This window comes from Arthrobacter sp. CP30, assembly GCF_053470025.1.
The window spans coordinates 47,862-63,425 of the sequence record NZ_JBQEMM010000008.1 but is presented as its reverse complement, the minus strand read 5'-3'; the positions used below and the strand labels follow the sequence as shown (position 1 = coordinate 63,425).

The following is a 15,564-nucleotide window of genomic DNA, read 5'->3' as shown; positions in this document are numbered from 1 at the left end:
GCGGTCACCCTCGTGCGGCGACCCGCCCGGTCGCGGCGGCCTGCCCCTAGTCTCCCACGACGCCGGTCGGCGCCGACAATCGCGCGAGGACGCACGACGGCGGGCCCCGCGGCCCGCGTGGGCCGGCTCGGTAGGATCGCTGCATGGCATTCTCGGTCAACACCCTCGTGTCACTCGCCCGCGACGTCCTTCGGGTGGTGGCCCGCCCGTCGAGGACGACGGACCGTCGCACGGGCGGTGGCGGCACCCGGGACGCCGGACGCGCGACGAACCCGTCGTCGACCCCGACGAAGCGGTCCGCCGCCCACCCAGATGCCTCGGCGCGCCGCCACAAGGCCGTCGTCTCCTACTCGCCCTCCGCGGACGGTGACCCGGATCCCGGCGAGATCGTCTGGTCATGGGTGGCCTACGAGGATGATCCGACGCAGGGCAAGGACCGCCCGGTGCTCCTGATCGGCCGGTCGGGCTCGGACCTGCTCGGGCTCATGCTGACCAGCCGGGACCGTAACAACGACCGGGATCACGACGACAGGTATGTGGACGTCGGTACCGGGGGCTGGGACCGGCAGGGCCGGCCGAGCGAGGTGAAGGTGGACCGCGTGTTGCGGCTGTCCGCGGCGGACATCAGGCGTGAGGGCTCGGTTCTCCCGCGTGAGCGCTTCGAGCGCGTGATCGCCGCCGTACCTGCCCATCTCCTGCACTGATCACCGGCTCACCCTGCCTGGCAGGTCCTCTGCGCGGTGCGTTTCTGGTAACCTTGACAGCTGTGTGTCCGCGCAGGTCTTCGGGCACTTTGGCCGATCACCGCACGGTATCCCCACGCCGCTCAGTCTCCGGTTGGCCGAAATACCCTCACGACCCAGTCCGCAATACAAAGAAAGTTCTCATACGTGGCAAATATCAAGTCCCAAAAGAAGCGCATCCTCACCAACGAGAAGGCGAGGCAGCGCAACAACTCGGTCAAGTCCGAGCTGAAGACCGCCATCCGCGCCGTGAACACGGCCGTCGAAGGTGCTGACAAGGATGCTGCCGCAACGGCCCTCCAGGCCGCCAGCCGCAAGCTCGACAAGGCTGTCAGCAAGGGTGTCCTGCACAGGAACAACGCAGCGAACCGCAAGTCCGCGATCTCCAAGAAGGTCAACGCGCTCTAAGCTGCGGACCTCAGTGACGAAGGGCCGGCTCCCCACGGAGCCGGCCCTTCGTCGTCCGGGCTGCAGTCGGACTGCGGGAGACCTGCATCCCTCACCCGGCCCTCATCCCGGAGGGGCCGGGAGCACGCGACGACCACCGATAAGTCGTGGCGCGAGGCCGCTCGACCGCCACGTGGGGTCGGCGAGTCGCCCTCCCGGGCGGGACGCCGCCGATCCGTCCCTCAGCCGTCGCCGAGCGCGATGACGGTCACGGCGCGCTCGACGGCGTACACCGGGTCGCGGGACTCGCCCTTGACCTGCGCATCCGCTTCTGCCAGGGCCCTGATGGCACGTGCGAGGGCGTCGGAGCTGAAGCGCTGAGCCTCCCTCCGGGCCTGGTCCACCTGCCACGGCGCCATGCCGAGGTCCCGGGCGAGCTGGGCGGAGGACCCGCGCACTCCGTGGACCTTCGCAACGGCCCGGACCTTCATGGCCAGGGCCGCGACGATCGGCACCGGGTCCGCGCCGGTGGCCAGGGCATGGCGGAGCATGGACAGGGCCTGGGCCGTCCGGCCTGCGAGCGCTGCATCGGCGACCTTGAAACCCGTCGCCTCGACACGGCCGCCGTAGTACTTCTCGACGAGTTCGGCAGTGACATCCACAGCGGTATCGGCCATCAGCTGCTGACAGGCCGCCGCCAGTTCCGGCAGCTGGGAGCCCACCGCCGCGACGAGCGCGCGGACGGCGTCCGGGTCGATGCGGCGCTTGGCCCGCTTGAACTCGGCTGTGACGAACTCGGCCTTCTCGCCGTCCTTCTTGAGGGGCTGACAGTCCACGATCGTGGCCTGCGCGGCGCGGACGGCGTCGAGGAGCTTCTTGCCCCGGTTCCCTCCCGTGTGCCGCAGTACCAGCACGACATCGGGCGCCGGATCCGTCAGATACGCCAGGGCGTCGACCAGGAAGGCGTCGTTCATCTGCGCGAGGCCGGCCGCCTCGATGATCTTCCAGTCGCCGAACAGCGAGGGGCTCGCATGCATCGTGAGCATTCCGGCCTCATAGGTTCCGGCGTCGAACCGCACGAGCTCCGCACCCGGCTGGGCGATCCTGACCTGGTGGCGGATCGACTCCGCCGCCTTCGATGCGAGGTAGTCCTCCGGCCCGGCCAGCAGCACCACAGCGGCAGGCCGGACATCACGCCAGGGGGTCGGGGCCTGCGCGGCGCTGCCCGCGCGGCTCACCGGTGTTCTTGTTGCCATGAAGGGCAGTTCCTCTCGAAAAGATCGGTACCTACTGTTGCACGATGGTGCCGCGCCTCCAAGCCGTCGTCCGGTCTCCTGATCCTGGTCCCGTCCGTTGTGCGCCTCCGTGGTCACCGCGTGGCGCTTGTCCCCCGCTCGACGGCGGGATCCTCCGGTCAGCCGATCGGCCTCACCTCGAGACGGCTCCCGTCGATACGGATGAGGAAGGAGCCGAGTTCATCGGTCCGGGCCGTCGGGACGCCGGCGGCATCGAGGGCATCGACGATCACGGGGTGCGGGTGCCCGTAGTCGTTGTCCGCTCCGACGGAGATGACGGCCAGCCGCGGGTCGAGCCCGTCGATCAGGACGGTCCCGCCGTTCCTCGCCCCGTGGTGGGCGATCTTCAGGACGTCCACCCTCGGGCGGAGAGCCGGCGTGGCACCGAGCATGCGGGCTGCCATGTCCTCCTCCTGATCGCCCGTGAGGAGGATCCGCACCGGCCGGTGAGGGGTGTCGACGAGGAGGTCGAGAACTGCACTCGCGTTGTTCTCCTCGCCGCCGCTGACGGGTCCCTCGGGCCAGAGGACGTCCACCGTGACGCCATCGAGCTCCATCGTCGTGCCGCCGTCGAGCTCTGTCGGCCGAACCCCGGCTGCGGAGACCGCGTCCGCCACCTCCCGCGGGAGGCTTTCCTCGCCGGTCGAGTAGTAGAGAGCCCCAACGGTCCTGCCGCGAAGCGCTCCGGCGGTGCCGCCGTAGTGGTCGTCATGGAGGTGGGTGATGACGAGGGCATCGACGACGTCCACCCCCAGCCTGTCGAGGCACCGGTCCATGGCGGCGGCGTCCGGCCCGGTGTCGACCACGAGGGCGTGCCCGGGTCTCGTCCGGACGACCAGACCGTCGCCCTGTCCGACATCGCAGGCGGCGAGCAGCCAGTCGGAGGGCGCAGAGGGCTGCCGGACGTGGATGACCATGAAGCCCCCCACCACGGCCAGGACGACGCAGGCGGCAACCGCCGTCCAACATCGACCGCTGCGGCGTCGGTGTGGGTGGGACACGCCTGCGGCCTCCTTGTGCGAGCGCGACCGTGGAGGGGACTCAGGGCTGTCGGCCGCTGCACCCGGGTGCGAGATCGCGGGAGCGGCCGGGCTCCCTCCTCCCGCGTCGCGGGCCCCCCGCACCCACTGCAGCGGTCGCCCGTCGAGGAGCCGGGATCGGGCCGTGAACCGTGCCGTCGAACTCGCCGGCCTCCTGACCAGCAACGACAGCACCGCGGCCGAGGCCAGTGCGGCGAGGACGACGCCGACCGGACCGGTGGCCCACGGCACGGAGGTGCCCGGCAGGTCGGCGAACGTGTCCGCCACGGCACCGACCCACCGTGTCCCGACCTGCGCCGAGGCGACGAGCGGTTGCGCGAGCACCGGGGCGCCCGCCAGAGCGAGGACCGACACCATCCCGAGGAGCGTGACCGCCGGCACGACTGGCGAGGCGGCGACGTTCGCCGGCAGCGAGTACACCGGCAGCGACGGCTGGAGCAGGACGAGGATCGGCGTGCAGAACAGCTGGGCCGTCAGCGGGATCGCCAGAAGCTGAGCGGGGAGGCGGGGCATGACGCGGCACATCGACTCGACCACCGACGGACCAGCACTGACGAGTCCGAGGGTCGCGGCGACCGACAGCATGAACGCGAAGGACACCGACAGCCAGGGATCGACGGCGAGCAGGATGATGATCGACAGCATCAGCAGTGTCAGGGAGACCCTCCCCCGGCCGGACAGGACCGCAGCCACGCCGATGGAACCCATCACGGCGGCCCTGAGCACGCTGGGCTCCGGCCGCACCAGGAGGACGAAGGCTGCAAGTGCCATGACCGCACCCGCCGCCGCCACCGCGCGGGGTGTCCTCGCAGCCCTGAGCCCGATGAACGTGAAGGCCAGGACGTAGGAACAGTTCGCCCCGCTGACCGCCGTCAGATGCGTCAGTCCGGTGATCTTCATGTCCGCCTCCAGGGCAGGGTCCAGCGCCGTCCTGTCGCCGAGGACCATCCCTGGGAGGAGACCACGATCGCGCCCGTCCTGCTCCGCTGCGGTGCGGAAATCCGTCCGGAGCGTGTCCGTGGCGCCGAGCCAACCGGTGGCATGCTCGATGGTCGGCCGGCTCGACGGGAGGAACATCGCGGTCGCCCGGCCCTGCCGGGTGCTCGGCTGCAGTAAGCCGAGCACCCGCACGATGTCACCTGTTCCGACCTGCGACCACGGTGCTCCGCCCAGCACCACGACGGGCGTGGCCGCGGTGAAGCCGACCCCCCGCAGGACCCCACCGACGACGTCGGCGTCGACGAGGAACCGCTCACCGTCCCCGAAGGCGCCCGGCGGTAGAGCGGACGGCTCCCCCGTGACACGCAGCACGACCGTGATCGGAGAGCCGCTGTCCACGGCGTCCGACACTGGACCGGCCTCTGCACGAGCGAGGCTCCCACCCGTGGCCAGCAGGATGAGGGCGATCGTCGCGACGGGCACCAGTCCGTGGGCGAGCCCGGCGGACCATCGCCGGGCCGACCGCCGACGGAGGACGACGAAGACCACGAGGACCAGGGCGAGTGTCGCAGTGCCCAGCCCCCCGGCCGTCGAGGCCGCTGCGGTTCCTCCGCTCGCAACGGCCGCTGCCGCCCAGGCGGCCACAGCTGACGGGAGGAGACGCAGGTCGGCCGTCCATCGCGACGGACCGGTCCCGCGGGCGGCCAGGGGCTCGGCTGCGGCCGCCGCCCGCCTGGTCACTGCACCACGATGAGCGGCAGGATCCCCTCGAGCAGGGCCGGCCCGATGCCCGGTACCGCATCGATGTCGGAGGCCTGCAGGAAGGGACCGTGCTCCGTCCGCCAGTCCAGGATCCGTTGGCCGAGCACCGGACCCACGCGCGGAAGTGTCTCGATCTCGGTGAGTGTCGCAGCATTGATGTCGATGGGACCGGTCCCGGTCGGGAGGTCGGCACCGGCCGGGCGGTCCCCGCCGCCTGCCTCGGCCGGCGTGCCCGGCGGCGTCGGGTTCTGCGGCCCCCCGGGGACCACCGGTGCTTCCTCCCCGACGGCCAGGAGGTGAAGATGCTGCCCGTCGGTGGGCCGCGCCGCCAGGTTCACCCGTTCGAGGTCTGCCTCCGGCAGCGCACCACCGGCTGCTTCGAGGACATCGGCCAGACGCGCATCGGCATCGATCTCCACGACTCCCGGTCCTGCGACAGCACCGGTGACATAGACCCAGAGCGTGCGGGTCACCTCGTCCTGCCCCTCGCCGGCCCGGCCAGGGGGTGGCAGGGCCGATGCCGCGGAGGGCACCGTTGCCCCGTCGGCAGCGGCGCGGTCCGGATGGTCGGCGTCGTCCAGTGCGTCGGGGTCGTTGCGTTCGGTCCCGACGGCATCGTCCGGGCCATCGAGCTCGATCGACATCGCCGCAGCCGACGGTTCGGAGCTGCGGACGAGGAACAGGGCCGCGCCGACCGCCAGCGCGATCCCGAGGAAGACCAGTGCCGCCGATCGGGCGACATGCCACTGCAGACCCCGGGTGATGGCCGGACGACGTCCTACCGCGCTGTCCTCCTCCTCCGACGGCCACTTGACCTCGTTCTGCTGGGACACGGCGGGACGCGACCAGGATCGCCGGCCGCCCGGGGCGGATGGGGCGGATGGGGCGGATGGGGCGGATGGGGCGGATGGCTCAAATGCGTCGGATGGGTCGAAAGGATCACCCGATCCGTCGCCACTGTCACCGCGCAGACGGAGGCGCTGTAATCTCCGGGAGTCCTGCATGACCGCCGGGATGTCTGCGTCGCCGGTCGTCGGCCATCGGTGCTGTCCCATGCAGGTAACGCTAGGAGGAGCCGGCGTGGCCTTCGTGGCGTGATGGTGCTATGTGGACAACGCGGCCAGGAGTGCGGCACACGAACCGGACCGTAAGGATCGGATCGACGGACCGGGTACCGGACGGATGCGCTCGATACCGGACGGACGGGCTCACAGCCGGACGGACGGGCTCACGGTGACGGCGACGACACCGAGACCGGCATGGGCCGCGAGCACCGACGGGCAGGGGGCGGTGGTGACCTTTCCCCCACTGGCGGACTCGATCCGTCCTGCCAGCGCAACGGCCTCGGCCTCGTTGCCGAAGTGGTGCACCGTGAGGTCCACCGCACCGACCCGCGCAGCGGCGTCCGCGAGGACGACTTCCTCGAGCCGCTGCAGGGCCTTCGGTGCGGACCTGAGGCGTTCCAGGGGTACGAGCCGTCCACCCTGGACGTGCAGGATCACCCGGACCGAGAGCAGCGTGCCGAGCCAGCCGGCCGCCGCCGGGATACGCCCCCCGCGGCGCAGCTGCTCCAGGCTCGGGACGTAGAAATAGAGGGCCGAGGCCCGGGCAGCCATCGCGGCGGCGGCAGCGGCGGCCTGCAGGTCCCCACCCCTCTGCAGCGCCGCCAGCGCGGCGAGGGCAGCCCGGCCCTGGGCCATCCCGGCCGTCCTCGTGTCGATCACCTCGACGGGCAGGACGGATCGCGAGGACGCCATCCTCGCCGCCTCGACGGTGCCGGAGAGCTGGCCCGAGAGGTGCACGGAGACGACGCCGTCGTACCCCTCCTCCGCGAGGGAGCCGTAGACGCGGTCGAACTGACCGGGCGAGGGCCGCGAGGTCCTCACGTCCGCACCGGCGGCGAGGGCGACCATCAGGGGTGCGGTGACGTCGTCGTGTTCACCCGTCAGGATGTCGTGGCCGACGAGCACCGGCATGGGCACCACCCGGATGCCGTCGGCGAGACCGCCGGCCGCGCTCCACCCGGGAGCGAAGCCGGCCGCCGAATCGGTCACGACAGCTATCCGCACCGTCGTCTCCCGATCGCGCGTGCGGCACCTGGAGCGGGACGCATCAGGCCGGGACGCATCAGGCCGGGACGATGTTGACCAGCTTCGGCGCCCGCACGATCACCGTGCGGATGCCCCGGCCGTCCAGGACCCGCTGCACCTGCTCGCTCGCCAGGGCGAGCTCCCGCAGCTCCTCCTCGGCGATGTCGGGCGACACCGTCAGGCGGTCACGGACCTTGCCCTGCACCTGCACGACGGCGACGACGGTCTCCTGCGTGAGGAGCGCGGGGTCCACCGCCGGCCAGCCGGCCGTCGCCACCGTGGCCTCGTGGCCCAGCCGGTTCCAGAGGTCCTCGGCCGTATAGGGCGCGAACAGGCTGAGCAGGATCGCGACCGCCTCGGTGGCCTCCCGGACGGCGGGATCGGCACCGCCGGCGCCGGAGTCGATCGCCTTCCGCGTCGCGTTGACCAGCTCCATGAGCTTGGCGATGACCACGTTGAACTTGTTGGCCTCCATCAGCTCGGCGGCGTCGGAGACCGTCCGGTGCGTCACCGACCGCAGTGCGCGGTCGCCTGTCGCCGGGTCGGACCCGACTGCACTCGTCACGTCGTTCCCCAGGCGCCAGGCACGGGCCAGGAACTTCGCGGAGCCCGACGGCGAGACATCCGCCCAGTCGACGTCGTCCTCGGGCGGCGACGCGAACACCATGGTGAGGCGCACCGCGTCGACGCCGTAGCGGTCGAGCTGCTCCCCCAGGTCCACGCCGTTGCCGAGCGACTTGCTCATCGCCTTGCCGCCGTTGAGCACCTGCCCCTGGTTCAGGAGTGCGCTGAAGGGCTCGGTGAAGCCGACCATGCCGAGGTCGAACAGCACCTTGGTGAAGAACCTGCTGTAGAGCAGGTGCAGGATGGCGTGCTCCACGCCGCCGACGTACTGGCCGACCGGCAGCCAGCGGTTGACGGCGTCCGTGTCGAACGGTGCCGTCTCCAGGTCCGGGTTCACGAAGCGCAGGTAGTACCAGGACGAGTCGACGAAGGTGTCCATGGTGTCGGTGTCGCGCTTCGCAGCGCCGCCGCAGGACGGGCAGGGGACGTTCACCCAGTCCTCGACGGCGGCCAGGGGCGAGGTACCCTTCGGCGCGAGCGACTCGCCGCGCAACCCCTCGGGCAGTGTCACGGGAAGCTGGTCGTCCGGTACGGGCACCTCGCCACAGGACGGGCAGTGGATGATCGGGATGGGTGTACCCCAGAACCGCTGGCGGGACAGCAGCCAGTCGCGGAGCCGGTAGTTGATGGTGTGCTCGCCCGTCCCCTGCTCTTCGATCAGTTCGACGGCACGGCGGATGGCGGTGGGTTTGTCCAGGCCGGTCAGCTCGCCGGAGTTGACCAGCGTGCCCTCGCCGGTGGTGGCGACACCGGTCACGGCGGCATCCTCCGCGCCGGTGTCCACGACGGTGCGCACGGGCAGGTCGAAGGCGCGGGCGAAGTCGAGGTCACGCTGGTCGTGCGCGGGCACTGCCATGATGGCGCCCGTGCCGTAGTCGGCCAGCACGTAGTCCGCGGCCCAGACCGGCAGTTTCTCCCCGGTCAGGGGGTTCACGGCGTAGCGGCCGGTGAATACCCCCGTCTTCTCACGCTCGGTGGCCTGGCGCTCGATCTCGGACAGTTTCTTGACCTGTTCGCGGTACGCCTCCAGCTCGGCACGCTGCGCGGGCGTGACCAGGTCCAGCGCCAGGTCGGCGTCCGCGGCGACGACGAAGAACGTCGCCCCGTACAGGGTGTCGGGGCGTGTCGTGAACACGGCCACGTCCGACGCCGCCTGGTCGGCATCGGCCTCGATGCGGAACCGCACGTGCGCGCCCTCCGACCGGCCGATCCAGTTGCGCTGCATGGCCAGCACCCGCTCGGGCCAGTGGCCCTTCAGCTGCTCCATGTCGTCCAGCAGGCGGTCGGCGTAATCGGTGATCTTGAAGTACCACTGGTTCAGGTTCTTCTTGGTGACCATGGTGCCGCAACGGTCGCACGCACCGTTGATGACCTGCTCGTTGGCGAGGACGGTCTGGTCCTTCGGGCACCAGTTGACCGGCGAGTTGCGGCGGTAGGCGAGGCCCTTCTGGAAGAACCGGACGAACAGCCACTGCGTCCATCGGTAGTACTCGGGATCCGAGGTGTGCAGGCGGCGCTCCCAGTCGGCGCTGATCGCGTAGCGCTTGAACGAGTGGGCCTGTGTCTCGATGTTGGCGTAGGTCCACTCGGCCGGGTGCGCGTTGCGCTTGATGGCGGCGTTCTCGGCGGGCAACCCGAAGGAGTCCCAGCCGATCGGGTGCAGGACGTCGTAGCCCTTCTGCCGGTAGAAGCGCGCGGCGACGTCACCCATGGCAAAGGCCTCCGCATGGCCCATGTGCAGGTCTCCGGAGGGGTAGGGGAACATGTCGAGCACGTACCGTCGCTCCCGCGAGCCGTCGTCCGCCGGGGCGAAGGCCCGGAGCTCGTCCCAGACCGCCGGCCAGCGCGCCTCGATGGCGGCGATGTCGTAGGTGTTCTCGTCCGGCTGGGCGACCTCGGGATTGGTGCTCACTGTGTGACCTGTTCTGTCGGTGGAACCTGGTGGAACCTGGTGGGACCCAAGGGACCCTGGTGGAAGGCGGCGGGACGCGCGGGGTGATGCTGCTCCTGCCCCTTCGTCCTGCGCTGCGGAACCGGGAATCCGACGCACCCTGCGCCGGACACACAAAAGCCCCTCACGCAGGAGGGGCCGCCGCACGGTCGATACCGTGCGGCTAGGTAAGCAGGAGGTTCCGGGACATGCGGCCAGTTTAGCAGTGTGCGCAGCGGTGGCGGCAGCCACGACGGCACCCGATCCGCACGAGCGCGGCAGCGCCCGGCCCAGGGGCCGCCTGGCAGCGCCCGGCCCGTCGAATGACGGACCGGGCGCTGTCGAGTGGTGCCAGGAGCCCCGGAAGGGCGCCCGTGCTAGCTGACGTCCTCGTCGACCCAGTCGAAGGTCTTGGTGACGGCCTTCTTCCAGAGGCGCAGCTGGCGATCACGCTCGGCGTCGTCCATGGACGGGTTCCAGCGCTTGTCCTCGGCCCAGTTGGTGGCCAGCTCGTCGGTGTCCTTCCAGAATCCGACGGCGAGGCCCGCGGCGTAGGCGGCACCGAGAGCGGTGGTCTCCGTGACCTTCGGACGGATCACGGGGATACCGAGGATGTCCGCCTGGAACTGCATCAGGGCGTCGTTGGCGACCATGCCGCCGTCGACCCTGAGGTCCTCCATGTTGACGCCGGAGTCGGCGTTCGCGGCGTCCAGTACCTCGCGGGTCTGGAACGCCGTCGCCTCGAGAGCGGCGCGCGCGATGTGGCCCTTGTTGACGAACCTGGTCAGGCCGACGATCGCACCGCGCGCATCCGAGCGCCAGTACGGCGCGAACAGGCCGGAGAACGCGGGGACGATGTACACGCCGCCGTTGTCGTCGACCGTCGTGGCGAGCTGCTCGACCTCGGGTGCGCTCTTGATGATGCCGAGGTTGTCGCGGAGCCACTGGATGAGCGAACCCGTGACGGCGATCGATCCCTCGAGCGCGTAGACGGGCTTCGCGTCACCGAGCCGGTAGCAGACCGTGGTGAGCAGACCGTTCTTGGAGTGGACGATCTCCTCACCGGTGTTGACGATCATGAAGTTGCCGGTGCCGTAGGTGTTCTTCGCGCCGCCCTTGGCGAATGCCGCCTGACCGAAGGTCGCCGCCTGCTGGTCACCGAGGATGCCGGCCACGGGGGTCTCGCGGAGCAGCTGCGAGGTGTGGACCGAGCCGTAGACCTCGGAGGAGGATTTGATCTCGGGCATCATCGACAGGGGCACACCGAAGTCGGCGAGGATCGACTCGTCCCACGACAGTGTCTCGAGGTCCATGAACAGCGTGCGCGACGCGTTGGTGACGTCGGTGATGTGGACTCCGCCGTCCACCCCGCCCGTCAGGTTCCACGTGACCCACGAATCGGTGTTGCCGAAGATGAGGTCACCGGCCTCGGCCTTGGCACGCGCGCCGTCGACGTTGTCGAGGATCCACTTGATCTTGGTCCCCGAGAAATAGGTGGCCAGCGGAAGCCCGACCTTCGACTTGTACCGCTCCACGCCCCCGTCCTTCGCGAGTTCGTCGACGATGTTCTGGGTGCGGGTGTCCTGCCAGACGATCGCGTTGTAGACGGCCTTGCCGGTGGTCCTGTCCCAGACGACGGCGGTCTCGCGCTGGTTCGTGATGCCCACCGCGGCGATGTCGTGGCGGGTCAGGTTCGCCTTCGAGAGCGCTGTACCGATGACCTCGCGGGTGTTGTCCCAGATCTCGGCGGGATCGTGCTCGACCCACCCGGCCTTCGGGAAGATCTGCTCGTGTTCCTTCTGACCCGAGGACACGATGTCGCCCTTGTGGTCGAAGACGATGGCCCTGCTGGAAGTTGTGCCCTGGTCGATGGCGATGACGTACTGCTGCGACATGTCCTACTCCTTCATTGGATGACAGGTGGTGGCGGTCGGTGACGACTGCGGTGCTGGCGTCGGGGCCTAGGCGGCAGGGACGGGGAACGAGATGAACTGGATGACGATACCCGCGAGTGCGCCGCCGATGATCGGGCCGACGATGGGCACCCAGGCGTAGCCCCAGTCGCTGCCGCCCTTGCCCTTGATCGGCAGGAAGGCGTGCGCGATACGGGGCCCGAGGTCACGGTTCGGGTTGATGGCGTATCCGGTGGGGCCACCGAGCGAAGCGCCGATGCCGACCACGAGGAGGGCGACGGCCAGCGGGCCCAGTCCCGACGGCGTGTTGCCGAAGGAGAGGATGACCAGGACCAGCACGAAGGTGGCGATGATCTCGGTGACCAGGTTCCAGCCGTAGTTGCGGATGGCCGGGCCGGTGGCGAAGACGCCGAGCTTGTTGGCGGGGTCCGGCTCGTCGTCGAAGTGCTGCTTGTAGGCGAGCCAGCAGAGCACCGCGCCGAGGATCGAACCGATCATCTGGGCGGCGAGGTAGGCCAGGGTGGTGGCGAAGGTCTTGTCCACGCCGGGCGCGTACTCGGCCGCGTCGCCGTTGAACAGCAGGCCCATCGTCACCGCGAAGTTGAGGTGTGCTCCCGACAGGGCGCTGACATAGACACCGGCGAAGACCGCGAGGCCCCAGCCGAAGTTGACCATGAGAAAGCCGCCGTTATTACCCTTGGTCTTGGCCAGCGCCACGTTCGCGACGACACCCGTACCGAGCAACAACAGCAGCATCGTGCCGAAGGTTTCGGCAACAAATACTTCCAGAGACATCTTTGACTCCTCTATCTATTCATTTATTGGCGGGTGCCGCCGCCTCGACGGCACCCGTTTGGTTCCCCCCGGCAACCACTGCCGTTGGCATAGCACCGCTGCGAGTGACAGCGGTTCGATCACGTGACGGCGGGAGCCGCTAGGCGATCAGGCTTTTGACCTCGACCCTGTGGGCCGCGGCGAGGACGTTCTCGGCGAGCTCGATCTCCGATGCTGACCGTGCAGCATCCCACCCCAGCAGGGGGGCCAGGGTCCCGGCAAGTTCTGAGAGCAGTTCCTCGGAGACGAGTCCCCGGAAGGCGAGCGATGTACGGCGGATCAGGACGTCGATCAGGTGGCCGATCTGCTCGTGCTCCACCATGTAGGCGAGCTCACGCGTACTCAGCTCCTTCGTGGAATTAAACATCCTGTCGGGACCTTCGGCGAGGTATTCGATGACGTCTTTTGCGCGTGTTCCGTACCGGGTGAGCAGAACGTCCACGCGGGCCTCGTCGAAGCCCGGCCGGACGGCATTCCGGATCCACAGGCGCTCGGCGTCGTCGTCCGTCGGGAAGTCCTGGCCACCACCGATGGCGACTCCCGCCGTGGAGGTCTTTCGAGCGGCCCCGAGAGCGGCGAGTGTGTCGTCGGCGAGGTGTTCGGAGAGGGCGCGGAAGGTGGTCCACTTGCCGCCGACGAGGCTCAGGGTGGTGACCTGGCGGTCGCCCACCTTCTCCTGGCGCTTCTCGATGCGGTAGTCGCGGGACACGAAGCCCGGCTGGGTGTCGTCGTGGCGCGGCAGCGGCCGCACGCCCGAGAAGCTGTACACGATGTGGTCCTTCGAGACCGCGATGTCCGGGAAGACATGGCCGATCAGTTCGAAGAAGTAGTCGATCTCCTCGTCCGTGCAGACGGCCTGCTCCTCGACGTCGACGTCGATGTCCGTGGTGCCGACAAGCACGCGGTCGCCCATGGGGTAGATGAGGACGATCCGGCCGTCGACGTGCTCGAAGAAGATCTCGGTGCCATTGCAGGCCTCGAGCAGCTGGGGGTGGTCGAGGACGATGTGCGAGCCCTTGGTGCCACCCATGAACAGGGTCTCGGTGCCGAGGGCCGCATTGGTGCCGTCGGTCCATGCGCCGGTCGCATTCACGACGACGTCGGCCTGGAAGCCGAAGGTCTCGCCGGTGAGCTCATCGCGCAGGAGCACGCCGTCGTCGGTCGTGCCGACGGCACTGACGTAGTTCGCCGCCCGCGCGGCGGGGTTGGCGATCTGTCCGTCGCGCAGGACGTCGAGGGTCAGGCGCTCCGGGTTGTGGACGGAGGCATCGAAGTAGGTGGCCGCGTACTTGATGTCCTTGCGGAGTTCGGGCATGGCGGCGAGCGCCTTCTTGCGACCGACGAACGAGTGACGGGGCACGTTGCCGCCGTCGCGCGAGAAGAAGTCGTACATGGTCAGGCCGGCCTTGATGAGGACCGCGCCACGCTCGACCTGCTTGCCCTGCTTGTGCGTCAGGAAACGCAGGGGGGCGGAGAGGATGCCCGAGAACGTGGTGTAGATCGGGATGGTGGTCTGCAGCGGCTTGACGTAATGGGGGGCGATCTTCATCAGCGCGTTCCGCTCGATGACCGATTCGCGCACGAGGCGGAACTCGCCGTTCTCGAGATAGCGGATACCGCCGTGGATCATGTGGGAGGACGCGCCCGATGCGCCCTGGCAGTAGTCGCCCCGTTCAACGAGAGCGACGTCGATGCCCTGCAGCGCGAGGTCGCGGAAGGTTCCGACCCCGTTGATGCCGCCACCGATGATGAGTACGGACGCCCGGGGGTTGTCCCTGAGCTCCTGCACCACGGTGCGCGTCGAAGATGTCATGCCTTCACCGGGGGTGCGGTCGGCTGGAATGCTCAAGGGACTACTCCGTAACTTCAATGTCGGGAATGTTTACTGCGCTACTAATTCTTCGAGCAGTGGGAATAACAGTCAACCGCATTGCACAAACGTGCACAGCGCGTCAGACTGACGGGATGATGACCATCGAGGACGGCTCGTCGGACGGTATCGGCGACCCCGACCGGGCACCGGGCAACCGCTCGCGGGATGCCCTGAGGGCAGCCCAGATGTACTACCTGCAGGACCTCACCATGAACGCCATCGCGCGGGAGCTGCGTACCTCCCGCTCCACCGTCTCCCGCCTGCTCTCGATGGCACGGGAGACGGGACTGGTGCAGATCCAGGTCAACAACCCGTCCGACCGGGCTCCTGCGCTGGAGCAGCAGATCAGCCGTCGTTTCGGCGTGGAGGCGCACGTCGTCCCGGTGGCCGACAGTGTGAACGACTCAGAGGTGCTCGACCGCGTCGCCATCCAGGCCGCCCGGACGATCGGCCCCCTCGTGGATTCGAACGCCATCGTCGGCGTCGCCTGGGGATCCACCCTCAGCGCGGTGAGTCACCATCTGACCCGGAAGCAGACCCACGACAGCACGATCGTGCAGCTCAACGGGGCGGGTAACACCCAGACCACGGGCATCACCTACGCCAGCGAGATCCTGCGGCGCTTCGGCCAGGCCTACGGAGCGCGGGTGGAGCAGTTCCCCGTCCCCGCCTTCTTCGACCATGCCGCCACGAAGACCGCCATGTGGGAGGAACGCAGCGTCCGCCGCATCCTCGACCTGCAGCGGCGCATGACCATGGCGATCTTCGGCGTGGGATCGATCGGGGCGGGGATCCCCAGCCACGTGTACAGCGGCGGCTACCTGGACCGCGAGGACCTCGAGACGCTGGAGACGGACGAGGTCGTCGGTGATGTGGCCACGATGTTCTTCCGCGCCGACGGCACGCATCGTGACATCGTGCTCAACACGCGCAGCACGGGCCCCGAGCTCGACCAGCTGCGCACGGTCCGACGCCGGATCTGCGTGGTGTCCGGGGAGTCGAAGATCAACGGACTCCGCGGCGCCCTGGCGGCGGGGCTCGCCACGGACCTCATCCTCGACGAGGGCTCGGCCCGGCGGCTCGTGCACTCCTGACGGCCCGGGGCAGCCGGGTGCGCCCCGTCCTCGATAGAGT

Annotated in this window: 11 protein-coding genes; 3 read left to right on the top strand and 8 right to left on the bottom strand. The window is 69.2% G+C overall.

Annotated elements, in window-relative coordinates:
• Positions 1 to 143: 143 nt before the first annotated feature.
• The gene (locus ACTIMO_RS11735) at positions 144 to 704 is read left to right on the top strand and encodes a type II toxin-antitoxin system PemK/MazF family toxin (protein WP_055771242.1); all 561 of its coding nucleotides are present in this window, start codon (positions 144 to 146) and stop codon (positions 702 to 704) included.
• A 186-nt stretch (positions 705 to 890) separates the two neighbouring features.
• Positions 891 to 1,151, top strand: coding sequence for a 30S ribosomal protein S20 (gene rpsT / locus ACTIMO_RS11730; protein WP_055771245.1), 261 nt, complete (start codon positions 891 to 893; stop codon positions 1,149 to 1,151).
• Between the two features lie 221 nt (positions 1,152 to 1,372).
• Here rpsT and holA read toward each other — a convergent pair whose 3' ends face one another.
• The 8 genes from holA to ACTIMO_RS11690 all read right to left on the bottom strand — a co-directional run bounded on the left by holA (position 1,373) and on the right by ACTIMO_RS11690 (position 14,370).
• A complete protein-coding gene (gene holA / locus ACTIMO_RS11725; RefSeq protein WP_055771249.1) occupies positions 1,373 to 2,386 on the bottom strand; it encodes a DNA polymerase III subunit delta in 1,014 nt (337 codons plus the stop codon).
• Positions 2,387 to 2,544: 158 nt separating this feature from the next.
• Entirely contained in the window at positions 2,545 to 5,145 is a 2,601-nt protein-coding gene (locus tag ACTIMO_RS11720) for a ComEC/Rec2 family competence protein (protein WP_448182517.1), read from the bottom strand.
• Positions 5,142 to 5,999, bottom strand: coding sequence for a helix-hairpin-helix domain-containing protein (locus tag ACTIMO_RS11715; protein ID WP_448182516.1), 858 nt, complete (start codon positions 5,997 to 5,999; stop codon positions 5,142 to 5,144). Before ACTIMO_RS11715 ends, ACTIMO_RS11720 begins: the two co-directional genes overlap by 4 nt.
• 375 nt (positions 6,000 to 6,374) lie before the next feature.
• Complete coding sequence (locus tag ACTIMO_RS11710) at positions 6,375 to 7,220, bottom strand: DegV family protein (protein ID WP_448182515.1); 846 nt, start codon at positions 7,218 to 7,220, stop codon at positions 6,375 to 6,377.
• 73 nt (positions 7,221 to 7,293) lie between these two features.
• Positions 7,294 to 9,792: a leucine--tRNA ligase gene (gene leuS, locus ACTIMO_RS11705; protein WP_422389811.1), complete on the bottom strand. Its 2,499-nt coding sequence runs from the start codon at positions 9,790 to 9,792 to the stop codon at positions 7,294 to 7,296.
• A 395-nt stretch (positions 9,793 to 10,187) separates the two neighbouring features.
• Complete coding sequence (gene glpK / locus ACTIMO_RS11700) at positions 10,188 to 11,705, bottom strand: glycerol kinase GlpK (protein WP_055771261.1); 1,518 nt, start codon at positions 11,703 to 11,705, stop codon at positions 10,188 to 10,190.
• A gap of 66 nt (positions 11,706 to 11,771) precedes the next feature.
• Positions 11,772 to 12,518: an MIP/aquaporin family protein gene (locus tag ACTIMO_RS11695; RefSeq protein WP_055771264.1), complete on the bottom strand. Its 747-nt coding sequence runs from the start codon at positions 12,516 to 12,518 to the stop codon at positions 11,772 to 11,774.
• A 139-nt stretch (positions 12,519 to 12,657) separates the two neighbouring features.
• Complete coding sequence (locus ACTIMO_RS11690) at positions 12,658 to 14,370, bottom strand: glycerol-3-phosphate dehydrogenase/oxidase (RefSeq protein WP_055771267.1); 1,713 nt, start codon at positions 14,368 to 14,370, stop codon at positions 12,658 to 12,660.
• 155 nt (positions 14,371 to 14,525) lie between these two features.
• On the opposite strand from ACTIMO_RS11690, the gene ACTIMO_RS11685 reads away from it, so the two are divergent.
• Positions 14,526 to 15,524, top strand: a complete 999-nt coding sequence (locus tag ACTIMO_RS11685; protein ID WP_055771592.1) for a sugar-binding transcriptional regulator — start codon at positions 14,526 to 14,528, stop codon at positions 15,522 to 15,524.
• Positions 15,525 to 15,564: the final 40 nt, after the last annotated feature.

What these genes read in the sequence shown, in the direction of transcription:
- ACTIMO_RS11735 (WP_055771242.1), top strand. Translation starts at nt 144, where the DNA reads ATGGCATTCTCGGTCAACACCCTCGTGTCACTCGCCCGCGACGTCCTT.
- holA (WP_055771249.1), bottom strand. Translation starts at nt 2,386, where the DNA reads ATGGCAACAAGAACACCGGTGAGCCGCGCGGGCAGCGCCGCGCAGGCC.
- glpK (WP_055771261.1), bottom strand. Translation starts at nt 11,705, where the DNA reads ATGTCGCAGCAGTACGTCATCGCCATCGACCAGGGCACAACTTCCAGC.
- ACTIMO_RS11695 (WP_055771264.1), bottom strand. Translation starts at nt 12,518, where the DNA reads ATGTCTCTGGAAGTATTTGTTGCCGAAACCTTCGGCACGATGCTGCTG.
- ACTIMO_RS11690 (WP_055771267.1), bottom strand. Translation starts at nt 14,370, where the DNA reads ATGACATCTTCGACGCGCACCGTGGTGCAGGAGCTCAGGGACAACCCC.
- ACTIMO_RS11685 (WP_055771592.1), top strand. Translation starts at nt 14,526, where the DNA reads ATGACCATCGAGGACGGCTCGTCGGACGGTATCGGCGACCCCGACCGG.